At 62.1% G+C, this 16663-nt stretch carries 18 protein-coding genes; 10 read left to right on the forward strand and 8 right to left on the reverse strand.

Annotated elements, in window-relative coordinates; all coding sequences use genetic code 11:
* Positions 1–59 precede the first annotated feature (59 nt).
* The gene (locus tag HX786_RS03345; protein ID WP_178911718.1) at positions 60–1388 is read left to right on the forward strand and encodes a PLP-dependent aminotransferase family protein; all 1329 of its coding nucleotides are present in this window, start codon (positions 60–62) and stop codon (positions 1386–1388) included.
* 138 nt (positions 1389–1526) lie between these two features.
* On the opposite strand, the gene HX786_RS03350 is transcribed toward HX786_RS03345, so the two are convergent.
* Complete coding sequence (locus HX786_RS03350; protein ID WP_008436281.1) at positions 1527–1958, reverse strand: nuclear transport factor 2 family protein; 432 nt, start codon at positions 1956–1958, stop codon at positions 1527–1529.
* Positions 1959–2213: 255 nt separating this feature from the next.
* On the opposite strand from HX786_RS03350, the gene HX786_RS03355 reads away from it, so the two are divergent.
* Together HX786_RS03355 and HX786_RS03360 are read left to right on the forward strand one after the other, a co-directional pair.
* Positions 2214–2684 (forward strand): RidA family protein, encoded by a 471-nt coding sequence (locus HX786_RS03355; RefSeq protein WP_003215091.1) that lies wholly within the window; start codon positions 2214–2216, stop codon positions 2682–2684.
* A gap of 6 nt (positions 2685–2690) precedes the next feature.
* Entirely contained in the window at positions 2691–3413 is a 723-nt protein-coding gene (locus tag HX786_RS03360) for a CPBP family intramembrane glutamic endopeptidase (RefSeq protein ID WP_003215093.1), read from the forward strand.
* A 6-nt stretch (positions 3414–3419) separates the two neighbouring features.
* Here HX786_RS03360 and HX786_RS03365 read toward each other — a convergent pair whose 3' ends face one another.
* A complete protein-coding gene (locus tag HX786_RS03365; RefSeq protein WP_003215095.1) occupies positions 3420–3785 on the reverse strand; it encodes a hypothetical protein in 366 nt (121 codons plus the stop codon).
* Between the two features lie 288 nt (positions 3786–4073).
* On the opposite strand from HX786_RS03365, the gene HX786_RS03370 reads away from it, so the two are divergent.
* Positions 4074–4490: a hypothetical protein gene (locus HX786_RS03370; RefSeq protein ID WP_003215097.1), complete on the forward strand. Its 417-nt coding sequence runs from the start codon at positions 4074–4076 to the stop codon at positions 4488–4490.
* Between the two features lie 18 nt (positions 4491–4508).
* On the opposite strand, the gene HX786_RS03375 is transcribed toward HX786_RS03370, so the two are convergent.
* Positions 4509–5318, reverse strand: coding sequence for a helix-turn-helix domain-containing protein (locus HX786_RS03375; RefSeq protein ID WP_174717786.1), 810 nt, complete (start codon positions 5316–5318; stop codon positions 4509–4511).
* Between the two features lie 116 nt (positions 5319–5434).
* On the opposite strand from HX786_RS03375, the gene HX786_RS03380 reads away from it, so the two are divergent.
* Both HX786_RS03380 and HX786_RS03385 read left to right on the forward strand, forming a co-directional pair.
* Complete coding sequence (locus HX786_RS03380; RefSeq protein ID WP_003215101.1) at positions 5435–5752, forward strand: DUF2834 domain-containing protein; 318 nt, start codon at positions 5435–5437, stop codon at positions 5750–5752.
* The gene (locus HX786_RS03385) at positions 5752–6174 is read left to right on the forward strand and encodes an MAPEG family protein (RefSeq protein WP_177122225.1); all 423 of its coding nucleotides are present in this window, start codon (positions 5752–5754) and stop codon (positions 6172–6174) included. The genes HX786_RS03380 and HX786_RS03385 overlap by 1 nt, the downstream gene beginning before the upstream one ends.
* On the opposite strand, the gene HX786_RS03390 is transcribed toward HX786_RS03385, so the two are convergent.
* Genes HX786_RS03390 through HX786_RS03400 form a run of 3 tightly spaced genes read right to left on the reverse strand, consistent with a single transcriptional unit; the run spans position 6164 to position 9123 of the window.
* A complete protein-coding gene (locus HX786_RS03390; protein ID WP_003215106.1) occupies positions 6164–7087 on the reverse strand; it encodes a substrate-binding domain-containing protein in 924 nt (307 codons plus the stop codon). The two genes, HX786_RS03385 and HX786_RS03390, sit on opposite strands and share 11 nt — an antisense overlap.
* Before the next feature lie 48 nt (positions 7088–7135).
* A complete protein-coding gene (locus HX786_RS03395; RefSeq protein WP_177117421.1) occupies positions 7136–8278 on the reverse strand; it encodes a phytanoyl-CoA dioxygenase family protein in 1143 nt (380 codons plus the stop codon).
* Positions 8278–9123, reverse strand: a complete 846-nt coding sequence (locus HX786_RS03400; RefSeq protein WP_003215109.1) for an SDR family oxidoreductase — start codon at positions 9121–9123, stop codon at positions 8278–8280. The genes HX786_RS03395 and HX786_RS03400 overlap by 1 nt, the downstream gene beginning before the upstream one ends.
* Before the next feature lie 123 nt (positions 9124–9246).
* On the opposite strand from HX786_RS03400, the gene HX786_RS03405 reads away from it, so the two are divergent.
* A complete protein-coding gene (locus HX786_RS03405; RefSeq protein ID WP_003215111.1) occupies positions 9247–10272 on the forward strand; it encodes a LacI family DNA-binding transcriptional regulator in 1026 nt (341 codons plus the stop codon).
* A gap of 36 nt (positions 10273–10308) precedes the next feature.
* Positions 10309–11313, forward strand: a complete 1005-nt coding sequence (iolG, locus tag HX786_RS03410; RefSeq protein ID WP_178911719.1) for an inositol 2-dehydrogenase — start codon at positions 10309–10311, stop codon at positions 11311–11313.
* Positions 11314–11355: 42 nt separating this feature from the next.
* Here iolG and HX786_RS03415 read toward each other — a convergent pair whose 3' ends face one another.
* Positions 11356–12522 (reverse strand): cystathionine gamma-synthase, encoded by a 1167-nt coding sequence (locus tag HX786_RS03415; protein WP_102604944.1) that lies wholly within the window; start codon positions 12520–12522, stop codon positions 11356–11358.
* The gene (locus tag HX786_RS03420; RefSeq protein WP_003215116.1) at positions 12519–13895 is read right to left on the reverse strand and encodes a cystathionine beta-synthase; all 1377 of its coding nucleotides are present in this window, start codon (positions 13893–13895) and stop codon (positions 12519–12521) included. The genes HX786_RS03415 and HX786_RS03420 overlap by 4 nt, the downstream gene beginning before the upstream one ends.
* 265 nt (positions 13896–14160) lie before the next feature.
* On the opposite strand from HX786_RS03420, the gene atzF reads away from it, so the two are divergent.
* Both atzF and HX786_RS03430 read left to right on the forward strand, forming a co-directional pair.
* Positions 14161–15960, forward strand: a complete 1800-nt coding sequence (gene atzF / locus HX786_RS03425; protein WP_178911720.1) for an allophanate hydrolase — start codon at positions 14161–14163, stop codon at positions 15958–15960.
* Positions 15961–15962: 2 nt separating this feature from the next.
* Positions 15963–16649, forward strand: a complete 687-nt coding sequence (locus HX786_RS03430; protein ID WP_178911721.1) for a GntR family transcriptional regulator — start codon at positions 15963–15965, stop codon at positions 16647–16649.
* Positions 16650–16663 lie beyond the last annotated feature (14 nt).

Below are 16663 nucleotides of genomic sequence, written 5' to 3' on the forward strand. Positions count from 1 at the left end.
CTGCGCATCCTATGATTCACTATCAAGACAATCAAAAAATTGTCATGGATACATCGCCTATGCCCCGCGCCCGCTACAAGACATTGGTGGACACCTTCGCCCGGGATATCCGTTCGGGCACGCTGGCGGCGGGCACCCGGTTGCCGACGCACCGCCAGTTGGCCGCCAGCCATGGCCTGGCGCTGGTCACGGCCAGCCGGGTATACACCGAGCTGGAGGCCATGGGCCTGGTCAGTGGTGAAACCGGGCGCGGAACCTTTGTGCGGGAAATCGCGTTGTCGCCAGGGCAGGGCATAGGGCAGATCGCGGTGGCGGCGGGCATGATCGATCTCAACTTCAACTACCCGTCGCTGCCGGGCCAGACCGACCTGCTGCGCACCGCATTGCGCCAGTTGGCGTTGTCCGGCGACCTGGCGGCGCTGCTGCGCTATCAGCCTCACGCCGGTCGGCTGCATGAGCGGGCAGCGGTGGCGCGTCATCTGCTGAGTCGTGGGTTGACGGTGCAGGCCGAGCAGGTGCTGATCGTCAGCGGTGCCCAGCATGGGCTGGCGGTGACCATGATGTCGCTGCTCAAGCCCGGCGATGTGGTGGCGGTGGATGCGCTGACCTATTCCGGGTTCAAGGTACTGGCCGAGACGCTGCACCTGGAAATCGTCGCGATCCCGGTGACCGCGACGGGCCCCGACTTGGCCTTTCTTGAACAACTCTGCGCCCGGCGCCCGGTACGCGCCGTGTACAGCATGCCGACCCTGCATAACCCGTTGGGCTGGGTGATGAGCATGGCGCAGCGCGAGCACCTGGTGGCGATTGCCCGTCGGCATGACCTGATCCTGATCGAGGATGCTGCCTACGCGTTTTTAGCCGAGGACGCGCCACCGCCCGTGGCCGAACTGGCGCCGGAACGCACGGTTTACGTGTCGGGGCTGTCCAAGAGCGTCGCCACCGGCCTGCGGGTGGGTTACGTGGCTGCGCCGTTGCCGTGGATGGCGGCGCTGGAACGTACGGTCATGGCCACCACCTGGAACACCCCGGGGGTGATGACCGCCGTCGCCGTCGCGTGGATCGATGACGGCACGGTGCTGCAACTGGAAGCGCAAAAGCGTGAAGACGCCCAGGCGCGCCAGGCGGTGGCCGATGAGGTGTTGGCGGGCTTGAATGTTATCCGCCATCCGTCTTCGTATTTCTTGTGGTTGCCGTTGCCGGAAGATGCCCGCGCCGATCAGATCACCATGGCGCTGGCACGGGAAAATATCTCGGTGTCCACGGCCGAGCCGTTTGCCGTCTCGGCCCACGTGCCCCATGCCTTGCGTGTGGCGCTGGGGTCGGTGGACCGGGAGGTGCTGCGCGAGGCGTTGGGGAAAGTGCGCTGGGCGGTGGAGGCGTGCTAGGGGGCCGGATCGTTCCCACGCTCTGCGTGGGAACGCCGCCTTGGACGCTCCGCGTCCCGCTGTAGATTTGCGCGATAGTGACGCAGAGCGTCACCGGATGCATTCCCACGCAGAGCGTGGGAACGATCCAGGCGGGACTCAGAACTTGTAGGCCTGGCGCCCGATCAGCAGCCATTTGCCTTTCTGCTTCTGCCAGACCTGGAAGTTTTCAATTTCGGTGGGCACCTCGACGCCACTGTTCACCGCCTGTGCGGAAAAGTGGTTGCGCACCAGGGCGGTGTCGCCATTGAGGGTGATGGTCTGTTTCTGCATTTCCAGGGTCTTGAAACCACTTCTGCCGGTTTCAATGTCGGCGATAAATTCCTGCTTGTTCTGGACCTTGCCGCTGGAATGGCCGTAGGTGAGGTTGTTCGCGGTGAGGGCCTGCAGTTGCGGGATGTCCTTGTGCAACATGGCCTGGGTCAGATGATCGACCGCAGTGGCTACATCCTTGTCACTTGCGGCAGGCGCGGCGGCCGCGTAGCCGCTGAACAGGCACAGAAAACCAATCAGAACCTTGACGTTTTGCATGGGTGTTTCCTTGTTGTTGTGGGTACCGGGACGACTCGGACTGTGTTTTTAAGTCGTCGTACAACCATGCCGTATTTACCGGGATCAAGGAAAGTGAAATTTGTTCTTGGCTAGAAGATAAGCGCTGTTTGCCAGTATTGGTTGTCATATAACTTGCGAAATAGCGGTCGGCACTTCCCGTGGAAATGGCACATGGCTATGCTGTGGCCGGCGACTTCATGGCGTGGATTCGCAACGACTGAGGAAAACAAAAAAATGACACCGGATCAAAAGTACGCGGCGGCCATGGTGCGCCTGGGTTATCAACTCAACGAGTTCAAGATCGGCGGCAACTACACGCCGCTGCTGAGGGACGGCAATCACGTCTACATCAGTGGCCAGATTCCGCGGGTGGGTGACGCCATCGTGTTGCCCGGCAAGGTCGGCGAAAGCCTCAGCCTGGCCGACGCACAGATTGCCGCGGGCGTCAGCGCACTGCGTTGCCTGGGCTTGCTCAAGCAGGCACTGGGTTCGCTGGACCAGGTCAAGGCGATCCTCAAGATCAATGTGTACGTGCGCAGCGCGGATGACTTCGACCAGCAAAGCGAAGTGGCCAACGGTGCGTCGGACCTGTTGAACGAGATCCTGGGGGCCGCAGGATCCCATACGCGCACCTCGGTGGGCGTGCTGCAATTGCCCAAGGGCGCGGCCGTGGAAATCGACATGATCGCCGTGGCACGGGACTGAAACCGGGTGATCGCCGAGGCGTTTGCGGTACTGGTCCACTATGGAATCTACCTGCTCCCGGGACTGATCCTGTTTGGCCTGTGGTTCGGTCTCACGCCGAAAACATTGCCGGGCTTGCGCATCGTTATCCTGCTGCTGGCCTTCGTGCTGATGCGCGATGCGATGACGCCGCTGGGCATGTGGTCGCTGAGCCGCGAGGTGCAGATCGAATTCACGGCCAACCCGTGGGTGCTGGCCGCGCTGGGCGGGTTATCCCTTGGGCTGATTGCCCTGCTCGCGCGCCTGGCACCGGAGTTGTGGCAACTGACGGTGCTGTTCAAGGGCAATCGTTGGGCGGGCCTGGCGGTGGGACTCGGGGCCGGGTGTCTGATCGGCCTGCCATTGCGGCTGTATCAAGGCATTGAGCCGGTTTACTGGGCCTGGCTGATGGGCATGCTGGTGCTTGCCTACTGCGCCAATGCGCTGGAAGAGGTGCTGTTTCGCGGCTTCCTGCAGGGCTATCTCGAACAGCACGTTACGCCGCTGCGCGCGGCGTTGCTCAGCGGGTTGGCGTTCGCCGCGTGCCATTCATTTCTGGCGTTGAGCGTGACGCAACTGGGCTGGCCAGTGTTGGCCTTTACCCTGATTGAAGGCGTGGCCTGCGGGCTGGTGCGGATGCGCTACGGTGTGGTGGCGGCGACGGCCACCCATGGCACGGCGATCTTGCTGATTGCCGTGCCGATGGTGTGAACCGTCTCAGGCCTGTACATCAACGCCGATGTGGGCCTGGAGCCAGTCTTTGTAGACCGCGATGTTATCGGTCGACTGGTCGCCATTTTTCGCGGTGACAGTCTTGCCGTCCAGGCGCCCGATATCGAGCAGGTACTGAAGACCGTTGGCCACATGGGTGGCGTCGCTTTTGCTGAGTGACTGAACATCGGGCAGTTCGACGGCGTTGCCTTTATCGTCGAAGGTCGCCCATGAAGGGTTGGCCCTGGCGGTGGCAACGGTTTGCGCGGTCGAGCGCACTTGCTCCTGATAGCTGGCTTCCAGCTTGGTCTTGATCTCGGGCGTGGCGTTGGTGACTTCAATCCTCCCGGCCCGCAGGGTGCCGTTTTCCATGGATTGTGTAAAAGTCTTCTGTCCCAGCGCTAACAGACTTGTCGTGCTTCCTATCATGGTGCCGCTCCCTTATTGGTAGCAGCAACAGAGCAAAACCCGGGCCATGTGCTGCATGCCTTGTGCGGCGCGGGCTGGGTGGTATTGCCGGGGCAGGGCGCAGGCCAGGAGTTGCCGGGGCTGGCAAAGGGTTGCCACGTCGGCTCGCGCGAGCGCATTTCAGAACGTTGGAAACTAAGTTCAGAATCTCCAGTCTGTAATAGCGTATCGCCACCTCTGCAAGGAATTAACATGAAGCTTAAGGTCGTTTTGCTGGGCACGGTTTTGTTGGCTGCGCCGCTTTACCAAGCGGTTGCCGAGACGTGCAGGGCGAACAGTTATGGTGGGTCCGATTGCGAATACGACAATGGCACCTCTTCCAAGAGTCGCGCCAATAGCTACGGTGGGCAAGACACCCAATACAGCGATGGTACTTCCTCCAAGAGCCGCTCCAATAGTTATGGCGGGCAGGATATCCAATACGGCGACGGCACCTCGGCCAAGACCCGTTCCAACAGCTATGGTGGGCAAGACACTCAATACAGCGACGGCACCTCAGCCAAGAGCCGCTCCAATAGCTACGGCGGGCAAGACACCCAATACAGCAACGGCTCCTCCTCCAAGAGCCGCGCCAATAGCTATGGCGGGCAAAATACGACAAATAACTAATGGCCCCGCCGCGGCTTTCTACCTCACCAATGACCGCTCATACGCCGCGGTCATCACCTGCCACGTCTGCGCATCCGCCGGAATCAAATGCTCGATGCGCAACGACGTTACCGTGATGTCCTGAGGCATGCCGAAGGTGGTGAAGGTCGACATGAAGTTCAGCTCACCTTCACGGGAGTTGACGCGTGTCAGCACCAGTGGCGGCGGTTCATTGACCAAGGCTTCGGTACTTTGCGGGGCCGGCAGGCTGTCCAGAAGCCTGGCAAGTTCGGAGTTGCCCAACGCCTCGCGCGTCGCCCGTTGCCAGGCGATGGTGCGGATTTCGTCAGCGTTGATCAAATGATCACCCAGGCCGCCAGGCTGTAGCAGGGTGACCAGCAAATTCAGCCCATCAGCCGCCTCCGGTTTGATCCCCACCAGCTCGAACAGCACCTGGGTACTGGCGTTGGCGGCGAGCACTTCCCAGTGGCTGCCCAGCACGATCGCCGGTGCAGGATTGTTCGCGTGGAGCACATGGCTGATTGCCTCGCGAATAGCCTCCATGGAGGGCGAGGAGAGCGGGGTTGCCTCATAGCGCGGGGCGAAGCCGGCAGCGAGGAACACGCTGTTGCATTGCTCCAGCGGAACCTCCAGCGCCATCAGCAAATTATGCAAGGTGCCCGGGCTCGGCTTGGCGCGCCCGGTCTCGATGCAGCTCAGGTGGCGTTGGGAAACCCCCGTGATCAGCGCCAGTTCCAGCTGGCTCAATCTGGCGTGCCGACGCAGCACGCGCAGTTGCGTGCCGGCGGTAGTGTCGGGGTTGGCGCGGGGGAAAGGTTGGCTGCTCATGGGTTGACTCTGGCCGTGCGGGTCGGTGGTGTCGATGACCTTCTAGGTCATTGAGAGGGGAACGACGTTATCACTAATGTGCAGCTTCCCGAACCGTTGTCTCCAAGGAGGAGAACATGCGCAGACCCTGGATTGCCCTGGCCGGGCTGTTGGCTTTTGCCCTGTACACATTGATCACGATGCTGATCGCCGAACAATCGCTCATGGCGTTCGGACGTGAATTGATATCGAGGCCGGATACTGCCCAGGTGGTGATTGACTTGTATCTGATGGCGGCCTTGGCGGGCGTATGGATGTACCGGGATGCGCGGGCCAGGGGCAAATCCCTGGCGTCGGTGTTGCCCTATTTACTGGTAACGGCGGTTTTCGTATCCATCGGTCCGCTGCTGTATATCGTGGTCAACGGGTTCCGCGAACCTTCAGGGGGCCGGTGATGGAGGTTTATGCGTTATGCGTACTGGTGCTGTTCTTGAAGATGCTGGCGATCTCCTGTTACCAGGGTTTCTTTCGACTCAGATTCCGTGCATTCACTAACCACGAGGATGCAGCTTTCTTCCATCGCGATGCGAATCCCCAGGAGTTACCGCAAGTCTCCCGGGCCGAAAAGGCTTGGGCCAATGATCTGGAAAATATTCCGTTGTTCTTCATTTTGGGTGGCCTGTGCCTGGCGATGGAAACGCCAGGCACCGCTACCGCGGGGTTGTTCTGTCTGTTCACCGCTGTCCGTGTGATGCATACGGTGATGTATCTGAGCGGCCGCCAGCCCTGGCGCACCCTCGCTTATGGAGTGGGAGTGCTCTGTTTGTCGGGGCTGGCCGGTCTGCTTGGCGCTGGGCTGATAACAATCAAGGGGTGAGAAAGGCCTGATAGTTGTCCTTGGTGATCTGTTGATAGGGAATGGTCAGCTCCGCCGTGTAGGGCTGCTTCCTGATCATCTTCAGCGCCAGGTCAATCGAGCCGACGGCCTGGCCCTTGTTGTCCTGATAGGCCGTGACTACCAATAGATCTTTCTTGATCGCATCCAGGCCGGCGGGGCCGCCGTCGCTGCCGCCCACCAGGATGTCCTTGCCAGGGTGCATGCCGGCCTGGGTAATCGCCATCGCGGCACCGATAGCCATTTCATCGGCATTGGCCGCCACGGCGTCGATTTTCTTGCCCGAGACGATCCAGTTGTTCATCAGATCCATGGCCTTGCTGCGCTGCCAGTCGGCGCTTTGTTCTTCGACGATATGGATGTTGGGGTAATCCTTCAGTACGTTTTTCACGCCCTGTGTGCGGTTGTGGGTGGCGTTGTTAGAGAGCAAGCCGAGCATGATTGCGAGGTTGCCCTTGCCGTTCATTTTTTCCGCGAGGTAGCGCATCTGAATCTCGCCCGCTTTGATCTCGTCCGAGCCGACATAACCCACCCCGGCCGGCAGGACCGGGATGTCCGGGCGACGGTTGACGTACACCAGCGGGATACCCGCCTGCTGGGCATTTACGGTCATTTTCTGGGTGGCGGCGGTGTCGACCGCGTTGACGATAATCGCGTCCATGCCTTGGGCAGAAAAGCTCTGCACCTGGTTCAGTTGGCGCACCACATCGCCTTGGGCGTCTTCGAATTGCAGCGTCACGTCGGTGAGGTCCCTGGCGTGGGCCGCCATGTAGTCACGCATCTGGGCGAGGAACACGTCGTCCACCTGGGCGATGCTGACGCCGATGCGTGTCTCGGCGAGGGCTAGCGGGGTAACGATGAGGGTCAGGAGCAAGGTCAGCAGCTGTTTTTTCATGGTTTCAGTCCGTTTTTTTGTTGTTTTGAAAGACGTTGAAAACATTCCTCAGCCTTGGCGTTTGGCGTGTAGTTGCGCAACGCGTTCGGCAAAGGTCTCGCAGGGCCAGCGTTCGTTCAGTGCCTGCAACATCAGTTGCTGCCCGGTTTGCGGAGCCAGGCCCTGTAAGGGTGGGTCGGTATCCAGGTTGGTGGGAAAGGAATAGCCATCGGCGGTGCAGGCGATCACCGCGTGCAGCGCCTCGCCATCCATGACGTTGTCCGCCAGGCGCTCCAACAGGCAGGGGTACAGCGCCAGCATCATCCGGTCGCGGTCCACAGCCTCCATCGTTTTGCCGAACGCCGAGGAGATTTGCAGCAGGTTGGCCATGCGCCGGCGGTCCGGTGTGCGATTGGTGCCAGCGGCGTGAAACAGGGCCGGGTTGAAGAACAGCAGGTCACCTTTGTTCAGCGGCAATTGCACGGCATGCTGCTGGAAGTACTCGATGAATTCAGTGCGCCTCCAGGCCAGGTAGCCCAGCGGGTATTGCTGGGAAAACGGCAGCAGTTGGGTCGGGCCGGTTTCCAGGGGCATGTCGCTATGGGCCACGGCCCCTTGCAGCGTGAGGTATTGGGACAGCGTGTGCAGGGGCAACGGAAAGCGCTCCACCACGTCGATGGTCTGGAACCCGAGGTGATAATCACGGTGCGGTTGCTGGGCTTGGCCACCGGGGTGCACCACGTTGACCTGGGCCGTGACTTGGTAGCCCGGGCCGAGCCAGGCTTGTGCGATCAACCCCAGCAGTGGGTTGGCGTAATATTCGACAAAGGATGCCGGCGACTGCAGTGCGGCCTTCTGTAATGAGTTCCAGATACGTCCGTTACTGCCGGCCTTGGCGAAGTGGTCGGCGGCCACACCTTGCGCAGCCTCTTGGGCAAAGATCGCTTCGAATACCTGGCTGTGACGGTCGACCACGTCCAAGTCGGCATAGCCCTGGCGCACCACCATCACTCCCGGCCCCTGGCTGAACAGGCGATGCAGTTCGTCCAGCACGGCGTGACGATCGCCGTTGCGCAGTGCCTGGGCCTGATAGATCGGGATGTTGCTGCACACTTCGGCGCAGTGCGGGTAGTCCTCGGCAGCAGCCTGCTGGGCACAGATCGAGTGAAAATCTTCCAGTTGCACCGCATCGGCGCTGACAAAGGCAGGCATCACGCACCCTCCACCAGGCTCAAGGCCTGATCGGGGCGTGGGGTGCCGCCGTCGCCACAGCCGATGACGCCTTGCTCCAGGTCGATCACCGTGCCGGTCATCATTCCCGACTCGCGTGACAATAGAAATGCCACGCTCCGGGCCACCTCTTCAGGTTTGAGCAGGCGGCCGAAGGGCTGTGCGGCTTCGGCGGCTTCCAACCAGGCATCCCCGGCACCGTGGTAGTGCCGCTGGATTTCATCCTCGTGCGGTGTGTCCATCCAGCCGATGTTCAAGCCGTTGACCCGAATCCGGTTGCGCAGGGCGCTGAACGCCACGTTTTTGGTCAGAATCGCGAGAGCGCCCTTGGACGCCGCGTAGGCACTCAAGAACGATTGCCCGCCGTGGCCGGTGACACTCTGGATATTGACCACTGCACCTTCAACCCTCTGGCTGATCATCAGCTTCAAGGCTTCCTGCATCAGGAAAAACGGCGCCCTCACATTGACCGCAAATAGTCGATCAAACAGTTCGGGGGAGGTGTCGAGAATGGTGCCGCGATCCGACATCCCGGCGCAGTTGATCAGCCCGTGGAGGGTGCCGAAGTGGGCACGGGCCGCCTCGATCACGGCGCGGCAGTCGCCAATCTGTTCCAGGTCCGCCTGGACAAACACCGCGCGGCAATCGAGCGCTGCCAACTGCCGTACCTGCTCCTGGCCCTGGTCCGGACGGCGTCCGCAGATGATCAGGCCGGCAGCACCGCGCCGCGCCAGGGTATGGGCGACGGCAGCCCCCAATCCCTGGGTGCTGCCGGTGACGACAAAGTATTGGCCTTTGAAGGTATGGCTGAGGTCGGTTGAAGGCATCGGGGTCTCCTGGGTTTTTGTTGTTTTGAAGGCCGGGCTCGACGCCGGGCAAAACTGAGACTAGCATTGCGGTCACCTCAACGAGTCTCAAAAAGACCTCAAAAAGACCTCAGGTCCAACAGCATGCTCGAACGCGCTAAACACTTTTCCATCAAGCAACTGGCCACCCAGGCGGGCGTCAGCAAGGCGACAGTCGATCGCGTCTTGCATGAGCGCGGCAGCGTGCACGCCCAAACCCGGCGGCGTATCGAACAGGCTCTGGATGAGCTGGAATCCCAGGAAAAAAATGGCCTGGCAGTAGGCCGTACCTTTCATGTCGATGTGATCATGCACACGCCCAAGCGCTTCAGTGCGGCGGTGCAGGCCGCCATCACCGCCCAACTGGGCAGCCTGGCACCGTTTCGTATCGCCCCGCGGTTTCATGTGTTCGAAGAGATCGAGCCTCAGGCGATGCACGACCAATTGCTGCGCTGCCTCGAGACCGGCAGCCAGGGTGTGGTGCTCAAGGCCGCGGACGAGCCGGCGGTGAATCTGGCGGTCAAGCACCTGGCGGCCGCAGGTATTCCGGTGGTGACCCTGGTCACCGATCTGCCCCACAGCGAGCGCATCGGCTACGTAGGCATGGATAACCGCACCGCTGGACAAACCGCCGCGTACCTTCTGTCCCGCTGGCTGTCACCCCAACCCCAGGAAGTGGCGGTGGTGATTGGCAGTGAATTGTTCCGGGGCGAGGAAGAACGCGAAATGGGTTTTCGCATGTGGCTGCGCGGCCGTGCGACGCACCTGCGGGTACTGGATATCAGCGGTGGGTACGGCGTGTATGACCGAACATTTGCCCGGGTCACCGATGCGTTGAAGCAGCATCCCGAACTGAAGGCGGTGTACAGCGTCGGCGGTGGCAACCGCGCAATTGTCGACGCCTTCGCGGCTCTGGATCGCCCGTTGGACGTGTTTATTGCTCACGACCTCGACGAAGAGAATCGCCAGCTGTTGGCTGAAGAAAAAGTCGCCGCGATTATCGATCACAACCTGCAGATCGATGCGCGCCATGTGTTCCTGCACATCCTGCAATTTCATCGGCTGTGGAAGGCTGGGCCGATTGCGCCGTCACAGGTACAGATCGTCACACCGTTCAACCTGCCGGACTGAATCTCCAAACCCAATAACAATCCCAGGAGTTCGACCATGCTACGTATCGCTGTCCTTGGTGCAGGGCGCATCGCCAACATTCACGCGGCCAATGTCGCGGCCCATCCTGATGCCACTCTGGTGGTGGTCGCCGACCCTTGGCGGGAGGGCGTCGATGGCTTGGCTGCGCAGCTGGGTTGCGAGGCGGCCTATGACTGCGCAGCAGTGCTAAGTCGGGACGATATCGACGCGGTGGTGATTGGCACACCCACCGACACTCATATCGATTTGCTGCTGGCGGCCGTGTCCCAGGGCAAGGCCGTGCTGTGCGAGAAGCCCATTGACCTGAATTTCGCCAAGGCGCGGGCGGCGGCGCAAGCTGTGGAGCGCGAGGGCGGTAAAGTCATGCTGGGCTTCAACCGCCGCTTCGATCCCGACACGCTGCGCCTGCGCCAGGCCATCGAAGCGGGGCAAATTGGTGCTGTGCGGCAGGTGATCATCACCAGCCGCGACCCGGGGTTGGCGCCACGGGATTACCTGGCACATTCCGGCGGCATCCTGCGGGACATGACCATTCATGACTTCGACATGGCGCGGCACCTGCTGGGTGAAGAGCCCATCGAAGTCGGCGCGATAGCCAGCCGGCTGGTAGACCCGAGCCTGGCGCAGATTGACGACTTCGACAGCGTGATGGTGCTACTGCGCACCGCATCCGGGAAACAGTGCCATATCAACTGCTGTCGGGAGGCGGTCTACGGGTATGACCAGCGACTTGAGGTATCCGGGGCCAAGGGGGTGCTGCTCACGGATAACCATCGACCCAGCACCTTGCGCCATTGGAACCACGAGCACACCGAGGCGTTGGAGCCGTTGCAGCATTTCTTCCTGGAGCGTTATGCGGATGCCTACCGCAATGAGTTGGGGCAGTTTATCCAGGCACTGAGCGCGGGGCGCGCGCTGCCCACCAACATGCGCGATGGGCTGTATGCGTTGCACTTGGCGGACTGTGCGCTGGAGTCCATCAAGACCGGGCGGATGGTTGAGGTCAATTACGCTATTTAAGGTGTTGCCGGAGCGGGCATGCTCGCTCCGGCAGTTTGCGCGTTAGATTTTTGCCAACGCCTGCGCCAGATCCGCCCGCAGGTCTTCCACGTCCTCAACCCCCACCGACAACCGCACCAACCCGTCACCAATCCCCAGCTGCGCCCGGGTATCTGCCGGTATGCTCGCATGGGTCATGATCGCCGGGTGCTCGATCAGACTTTCAACGCCCCCCAGGCTTTCAGCCAACGCAAAGATCTTCACGTTTTCCAGGAAGCGTGTCGCTCCTGCCAGGTCGCTTTTCAGGTCCACCGAAATCATCCCGCCAAACCCGCGCATCTGCCGGCGTGCCAGCTCATGCTGCGGGTGTGATGCCAGGCCTGGGTAATAAACCCGCGCCACTTGCGGCTGTTGCTCCAGCCACGTCGCCAGTTCCAGCGCATTGCTGCAATGGCGCTCCATGCGCAGCGCCAGGGTCTTCACCCCGCGCAAGGTCAGGAATGCGTCGAACGGCCCGGCAATCGCGCCCACGGAGTTCTGCAGGAAGCCCAGGCGCTCGGCCAGTTCAGGATTCTGGCCCACCACTGCAATGCCGCCGATTACATCGGAGTGGCCGTTGAGGTACTTGGTGGTGGAGTGCACCACGATGTCGAAACCCAGCTCCAGCGGGCGCTGGATCCAGGGGCTGGCGAAGGTGTTGTCGGCTACGCAGATGATGCCCCGGGCCTTGCAGATGCGGGAGATGGCACTGAGATCGGTCAGGCTCAGCAGCGGGTTGCTCGGGGTTTCGACCCAGACCATCCGCGTGTCGTCCTGCAGCGCGGCTTCGAAGGCCGACAGGTCTGTCAGGTCGACGAAGCTGAAGCGATGCCCGGCGCTGCGCTGGCGCACTTTGTCGAACAGGCGGAAGGTGCCGCCGTACAAGTCATTGCCGGAAACCACGTGGGAACCGGCGTCGAGCAGTTCCAGCACGGTGGAAATCGCCGCCAGCCCGGAGGCGAAGGCGAACGCCTGGGTGCCGCCTTCCAGGTCGGCCACGCAGCGTTCCAGGGCGAAGCGCGTCGGGTTGTGGGAGCGCCCGTAGTCGAAGCCCTTGTGAACGCCGGGGCTGTCTTGCAGGTAGGTGGAGTTGGCGTAGATCGGCGGCATCAGCGCCCCGGTGGTCGGGTCCGGGGATTGCCCGGCATGGATCACGCGGGTGGCGAAGGCGCTTTTATCGTGCTGGGTCATGCAAGGGATCTCCGTAGATGATTGAGCAGGTCGACGCGGGTGATCAGGCCGTGAAAGCCCGAGGCGTCGGCAATGATTGCCACCAGCCCGCGATCCAGCTCGGCCTGCAATTGCGCAAGGCTGGCGCTGGGTGCGAGGGTGTGAAGGGCGTTGGTCATGGCGCTGCCCACGGTCATGGAAAAGTGCGCGGCGTTCTGATGCAGGCCGAGCAATACATCCGACTCGTCGAGCACCCCCACCAGTTGCTTGCCGTCCACCAGCACCGGCAGCTGTGAGACGTCGGCCAGGCGCATGCGCTGGAAGGCGGTGAGCAGGCTGTCGTCGGGGCCGACGCTGATCACCCGGCCATCCTCGAAACGACGGGCGATCAGGTCGCGCAGGTCGCCGTAGTGTTTGTATTGCAGCAGGCCGGCGTCGTTCATCCATTGGTCGTTGTAGACCTTCGACAGGTAGCGCGTGCCGGTGTCGCAGACGAAGGTGACCACGCGCTTGGGCTCGGTCTGTTCGCGGCAATAACGCAGGGCTGCGGCCAGCAGGGTGCCGGTGGAGGAGCCACCGAGAATGCCTTCGGCCCGCAGCAGTTGGCGGGCGTGGTCGAAGCTTTCTTCGTCGCTGATGGAATAGGCGTGGCGCACGCTGGAGAGGTCGGCGATGGAGGGGATGAAGTCTTCGCCGATACCTTCCACGGCCCACGAGCCGGGTTCGGTCATGGTGCCGCTGCGGCTGTATTCGGCCATTACCGAGCCCACCGGGTCGGCCAGCACCATGGCCAGGTCGGGTTGCACGCGCTTGAAGAAGCGCGTCAGGCCAGTGAGGGTGCCAGCCGAGCCGACGCCAACCACGATGGCATCCAGGTCATGTTGGGTCTGGGCCCAGATTTCCGGGGCGGTGCTGGTCTCGTGGGCCAGGGGGTTCGCTGGGTTGTTGAACTGGTCGGCGAAGAACGAATCGGGAATGTCCTTGGCCAGTCGCGCCGCCACATCCTGATAATACTCGGGGTGGCCCTTGCCGACATCCGAGCGGGTGATGTGCACCTCGGCGCCCATGGCTTTCAGGTGCAAGACTTTCTCGGTGGACATCTTGTCCGGCACCACCAGCACCACCCGGTAGCCTTTGGCGCGTCCCACCAGGGCCAGGCCGAGGCCGGTATTGCCGGCGGTGGCTTCGATGATGGTGCCGCCGGGGCGCAGGCGGCCATCCCGCTCGGCGGCGTCGATCATGGCCAGGCCAATGCGGTCCTTGATGGAGCCGCCGGGGTTCTGGGATTCAAGCTTGAGGAACAGCGTGCACGGGCCGGTATCGAAGCGGCTGACCCGCACCAGCGGGGTATTGCCAATCAGTTCGAGCACGGCGGGGCGGGAAGCGGTGGGCATGTCGTCACCTGGCTACGGAAAGGGCGTATGGGATGGACAGCAGCGTTTACAACATGGTTTCGAACATAGGCCGGTATCGGGCCGCTCGCAACCGCGCGGCCGCCAGAATGTCTTTTTTTGGCGCATTGCTGCTTCATGACGGAGCACGGCTGGAGGCGATCCATCGGTGGGTTTTCTGTCAACCTCACGTATTCATTGGCTTGCAGCTGATTGGCCCAGGGTTTGCTAAAAGAAATCCAAACTTGGATACAAGATGGAATCCTCAATGCGCAACGAACAACTCGGCTGGACCCTGGGTGAATGGCAAGCTGCCTACCGCAGCCAGGCGCTGACTCCCGACATCCTGTTGACCCTGGCGAGCACGTTCCCCGCCGAGGACAATGCCTGGATCAGCCGGGTGCAACCGCAGCAATTGCGTGACCAGTTGGCGCAGTTGGCCGAGCGGCTTGCGGCGGTCGACGGCGATATCGACCAGTTGCCGTTGTATGGCGTGCCGTTTGCCATCAAGGACAACATCGATGCGGCAGGTTGGGAAACCACGGCGGCGTGTCCTGAGTTTGCCTATACCGCCGCGGCGGATGCCTCGGTGGTGGCGCGGTTGCGGGCGGCCGGGGCGATCCTGATGGGCAAGACCAACCTCGATCAGTTCGCCACCGGCCTGGTGGGTACACGCTCGCCCTACGGCGCGGTGAGCAACAGTTTTAACCCGGACTATGTCAGCGGCGGTTCCAGCTCGGGTTCGGCCTCGGTGGTTGCCCGCGGGCTGGTGGCGTTTTCCCTGGGCACCGACACCGCCGGTTCCGGGCGGGTGCCGGCGGGCTTCAACAATATCGTCGGGTTGAAGCCGACCAAGGGGCGCTTGTCCAACACCGGACTGGTGCCGGCCTGTCGTACCGTGGACTGTATTTCGGTGTTTGCGCTGACGGTTGAAGATGCCGAGACGGTTGCGGGCCTCGCTGCTGCTTACGACGCCAGCGACGCCTATTCACGCGTCAATCCCAACAATGCTCCTGTAGCGGTCAGCGCCACGATCAAGCTGGCGGTTCCGGCCAGCCTGGAGTTTTTTGGCGACGCGCAGAACCAGGCCGTATTTGAACAGGCGCTGCTCAGGTTCCAGTCCCTCGGCGCCGAAATCACGGCGGTGGATTTCAGCCCGTTTCAGCAACTCGCCGAGCAGCTCTATTACGGCTCCTGGGTTGCGGAGCGCACGGTGGCACTGGAAGGCATGCTCGCCAGCAACGCCGAAGCGATCAACCCGGTGGTGCGTGGCATTGTGGAAAACGGTCACACGTACAGCGCCTGCGATGCCTATAAAGCCGAATACCTGCGCGCCGAACTGAGCCGCCGCATCAACGACACCCTGGCCGGTTTCGACGCCTTGCTGGTGCCGACATCGCCGACGATCCGCACCCTGGCGGAAATGGCCGTGGAGCCGGTGCTCTACAACTCGCAGTTTGGCTTCTACACCAACTTCACCAACCTGGCCGACCTCTCGGCACTGGCCGTGCCCGCCGGGCTGCGCAGCGACGGCCTGCCGTGCGGCATCACCCTTATCGCGCCGGCCTGGCACGACGCCGCCCTGGCGCATCTGGGCAAGCGTTGGCAGGCCGGCCTTGATCTTCCGCTGGGCGCTACCCAACGCAATCTGCCGCAACCGGCACCGGCGCGACAGGCGCCCGGCAGCGTGCGGGTGGCGGTGGTTGGGGCGCATCTCACCGGGATGCCGCTGAACTTCCAGCTGACCAGCCGCAACGCCGTGCTGGTGGAGCAAACCCTGACAGCGAGCAACTACCGCCTGCATGCACTGCCGGGCACGGTTCCGCCCAAGCCGGGGCTGGCCAGGGATGACTCGGGCCGCTCGATCATCGTCGAGCTGTGGGACATGCCTGTCGCCCGCTTTGGTGAGTTCGTCGCCGAGATCCCTGCGCCGATGGGCATCGGCAACCTCACCCTGGCGGACGGGCGCAGCGTGAAGGGTTTTATCTGCGAGCCCTGGGCCCTGGCAGGCGCCACCGACATCACCGAATTCGGCGGCTGGCGCGCGTACATGGCGAGCAGGAACTAGGCATGCAGCTCTCAACCACGAGAAAACCCGGCGAACGGCCGGACAGCCTGGCGGAACGGGTCTACCAGCAGGTGAAGGACGACATCTTCGGCTTTCGCCTGCTGCCGGGTGATCGCTTCAGCGAAGGCGACGTGGCCGAGCGCATGCAGGCCAGCCGCACGCCGGTGCGCCAGGCGCTGTATCGGCTGGAGCGGGAAGGGTACCTGGAGGTGTTTTTCAGGAGTGGCTGGCAGGTGCGGCCGTTCGACTTCAACTATTTCGAAGAGCTTTACGACGTAAGAATCGTGCTGGAGTTGGCCGCCGTCAGCCGCTTGTGTGGCATGGCGGAGCAGGGGCTTGAACGGCTTGAAGCGATCTGGCGGGTGGACGAAAGTGCCCGGCTGGATGACGCACAGGTCGTCTGCGCGCTGGATGAGGAGTTCCACTGCGGGTTGGTGCAGGCCACGGGCAACGCTGAAATGGCGCGCATGCATTACGAGATAACCGAGAAAATCCGCATCATTCGGCGGCTGGATTTCACTCAGCAATCACGTATTGCAGCGACCTATGAGGAACACGCAAGCATCCTCGATGCGATCTCGGCACGGCACCACGATCTGGCGCAGCAACTGCTCAAGACTCACATCGAGGTGAGCAAGCAGGAGGTGCGCAAGATCACGTTGCATCGGTTGGTGGTGGCGAGAGGATAAGCAGCCCGCTCCCT

Source organism: Pseudomonas sp. 21615526 (assembly GCF_013386245.1).
Taxonomy (GTDB): Bacteria; Pseudomonadota; Gammaproteobacteria; order Pseudomonadales; family Pseudomonadaceae; genus Aquipseudomonas.

Coding starts and splice junctions, on each gene's coding strand:
- HX786_RS03400 (WP_003215109.1), bottom strand. CDS start 9,123: ATGCCTTCAACCGACCTCAGCCATACCTTCAAAGGCCAATACTTTGTC.
- HX786_RS03390 (WP_003215106.1), bottom strand. CDS start 7,087: ATGAAAAAACAGCTGCTGACCTTGCTCCTGACCCTCATCGTTACCCCG.
- HX786_RS03375 (WP_174717786.1), bottom strand. CDS start 5,318: ATGAGCAGCCAACCTTTCCCCCGCGCCAACCCCGACACTACCGCCGGC.
- HX786_RS03405 (WP_003215111.1), top strand. CDS start 9,247: ATGCTCGAACGCGCTAAACACTTTTCCATCAAGCAACTGGCCACCCAG.
- HX786_RS03365 (WP_003215095.1), bottom strand. CDS start 3,785: ATGGAAAACGGCACCCTGCGGGCCGGGAGGATTGAAGTCACCAACGCC.
- HX786_RS03385 (WP_177122225.1), top strand. CDS start 5,752: ATGGAGGTTTATGCGTTATGCGTACTGGTGCTGTTCTTGAAGATGCTG.
- HX786_RS03350 (WP_008436281.1), bottom strand. CDS start 1,958: ATGCAAAACGTCAAGGTTCTGATTGGTTTTCTGTGCCTGTTCAGCGGC.
- HX786_RS03420 (WP_003215116.1), bottom strand. CDS start 13,895: ATGCCCACCGCTTCCCGCCCCGCCGTGCTCGAACTGATTGGCAATACC.
- HX786_RS03370 (WP_003215097.1), top strand. CDS start 4,074: ATGAAGCTTAAGGTCGTTTTGCTGGGCACGGTTTTGTTGGCTGCGCCG.
- HX786_RS03430 (WP_178911721.1), top strand. CDS start 15,963: ATGCAGCTCTCAACCACGAGAAAACCCGGCGAACGGCCGGACAGCCTG.
- HX786_RS03345 (WP_178911718.1), top strand. CDS start 60: ATGCCCCGCGCCCGCTACAAGACATTGGTGGACACCTTCGCCCGGGAT.
- iolG (WP_178911719.1), top strand. CDS start 10,309: ATGCTACGTATCGCTGTCCTTGGTGCAGGGCGCATCGCCAACATTCAC.
- HX786_RS03395 (WP_177117421.1), bottom strand. CDS start 8,278: ATGCCTGCCTTTGTCAGCGCCGATGCGGTGCAACTGGAAGATTTTCAC.
- HX786_RS03355 (WP_003215091.1), top strand. CDS start 2,214: ATGACACCGGATCAAAAGTACGCGGCGGCCATGGTGCGCCTGGGTTAT.
- HX786_RS03380 (WP_003215101.1), top strand. CDS start 5,435: ATGCGCAGACCCTGGATTGCCCTGGCCGGGCTGTTGGCTTTTGCCCTG.
- atzF (WP_178911720.1), top strand. CDS start 14,161: ATGCGCAACGAACAACTCGGCTGGACCCTGGGTGAATGGCAAGCTGCC.
- HX786_RS03415 (WP_102604944.1), bottom strand. CDS start 12,522: ATGACCCAGCACGATAAAAGCGCCTTCGCCACCCGCGTGATCCATGCC.